This is a genomic window from Sphingobacterium cavernae (assembly GCF_008520265.1).
Lineage (GTDB): Bacteria > Bacteroidota > Bacteroidia > Sphingobacteriales > Sphingobacteriaceae > Sphingobacterium > Sphingobacterium cavernae.
Window position 1 is genome coordinate 1 of sequence record NZ_VIQM01000109.1, and the last position, 1859, is coordinate 1859.

Sequence of the window (1859 nt, forward strand, 5' to 3'; positions counted from 1 at the left end):
ATTGTTCGCAAGTTAAAACAAGAATCTACTTATTACATTTCGCGTTCACCACACAGGTCATTCTTATTTAAACATTTTTGGAAAGAACATACTTTCTGGTCTGATGGTTATTTTGTTTGTTCAATAGCTGAAGCATTTCCTGATACTATTCGTGAGTATATTCTCAATCAGGGTTAGTCGCTTACATCCAACAGGCTAAAGACCTGTGGGTTTTACGCTCCGTTTTATAAAAATTCCCCCACTGGGGGTAATCTGTGATATTGGTTTCAATATTATTTTCAAATTTTGGCATATCAACAAAAGTTGTAACTCCGAAACAAGTAGTGATAACTTCTAAAAGACTATGCTATGGAAATCGTGTTGTGACCCTTCTACAAAAATATCTACGATAAGTTAAGCCCATAAACTTTAACTTTATCAAGATGACAAAAAAACAGTACAACAAGGATTTCAAGTAAATGATTGTTTCCTTATTAAAAGTAATATGATGCATTTTATGGCAATAAACGATTTCGCAACAAATGGAAATGATGGTGAAGCAATGCTTCAAAATGCAAGATGGAGTTTGGGAACAAAATGGAGATTGGGTTACAACGACCATCACGGTTACGAAGTAGAAACGCATTTGGGTAGATACATCGGAAAGATGCAATGGTTGATGCCGTTCATCGGTTTTGATTGGCGATATCGAAAAATGTGAGACGATGAACATGAAACCAATTTGTTTGGACAAAGAAACAAGAAAGACAGACGCAGAGCCTTTAGTTTGGGAGTTATGTACACCTTGCCCATGCTCATAAATTTTCAGGCAGAAGTCTATCACGATGGCATTGTACGTCTGTCGTTGATGCGTGAAGATATGAGGTTGAAAGTCCTGCTAATGAAGAAAAACAACCTATGAATATAGAGGTTTTAAAAACTGGATCACAAATTAAACAATAAGTGTTACCTAAACAAAATACACACAACAATCAACATAAAGCGGCGTAAAATTTAATCGATTAAAGTAAGATAATATAAGGCAAAAAATGAAATTCACATTATATAGAGAACAGCAATTAAATTGTGATATTGATACAGCTTGGCAATTTTTCTCTTCCCCTATGAACCTATCGAAGATTACCCCAAAAGAAATGGGATTTACAATAGTGTCAAATTTTGAAAATGAAGAAATTCATGAAAATATGATGATTGATTACATCGTTACTCCAATTCTAAATATTCCTTTGAAATGGAGAACGATAATTACTACCGTAGAAAAAAATAAAAACTTTACGGACTTTCAATCATCCGGTCCATATAAATATTGGAACCATAGGCATGATTTTATAGAAAATGACAAGGGAGTATTAATGAAAGACACTGTTATTTATGAATTGCCTTTAGGTATTTTAGGAATTTTGGCACACAAACTTTTTGTCAAAAACAAACTAATTGAAATCTTCGACTTTCGCTTCCAAATTTTAGAGAAACTATTCAACGAGAGCCCTAAAGAATAAAATACTATGTTATATAAGAACCTTATTTTAAAGTGTGATTTATTATAAGCGACTAAATTCATAATAAAGTCGTTTTCGAAACACAAGTAATATTAAATGGAATTAGCAAGTTTCCCTTATATTATTATTTCGCAAAACTATAAACCTGAATTCGATTATTAATTCTATTTAAAATTGCAATCATGGTGGTAAATGCTTATATTTAAGTATCTGAAATTCAAATATTTAACAACACACCAGACCATGATTACATACGATAAAGTTACCGATATTTTCTGCATAGTTGATGAGTTTTGCAAGAACTTTGAAAAAAACACTAAAAACTTCATCATTGGGAAGGCTTCAAGACGACCAGCAACC

3 protein-coding genes and 1 pseudogene are annotated in these 1859 nt (G+C 32.5%); all 4 read left to right on the plus strand.

The features are described 5' to 3' along the window. On the plus strand, positions 1–177 hold the full coding sequence (locus FLS47_RS18685; protein WP_262713896.1) for a transposase: 177 nt from the start codon (positions 1–3) through the stop codon (positions 175–177). Between the two features lie 319 nt (positions 178–496). Beyond that, complete coding sequence (locus tag FLS47_RS18690; protein ID WP_223225408.1) at positions 497–700, plus strand: hypothetical protein; 204 nt, start codon at positions 497–499, stop codon at positions 698–700. A gap of 328 nt (positions 701–1028) precedes the next feature. Continuing rightward, complete coding sequence (locus FLS47_RS17580; protein WP_149915630.1) at positions 1029–1499, plus strand: SRPBCC family protein; 471 nt, start codon at positions 1029–1031, stop codon at positions 1497–1499. A gap of 243 nt (positions 1500–1742) precedes the next feature. Next, positions 1743–1859: pseudogene (locus FLS47_RS19195) on the plus strand (IS982 family transposase); the annotation flags it as partial.

Bases quoted from the DNA above. Each gene is read 5' to 3' on its own strand.
- FLS47_RS18690 (WP_223225408.1), top strand. From the start codon at position 497: ATGGCAATAAACGATTTCGCAACAAATGGAAATGATGGTGAAGCAATG.
- FLS47_RS17580 (WP_149915630.1), top strand. From the start codon at position 1,029: ATGAAATTCACATTATATAGAGAACAGCAATTAAATTGTGATATTGAT.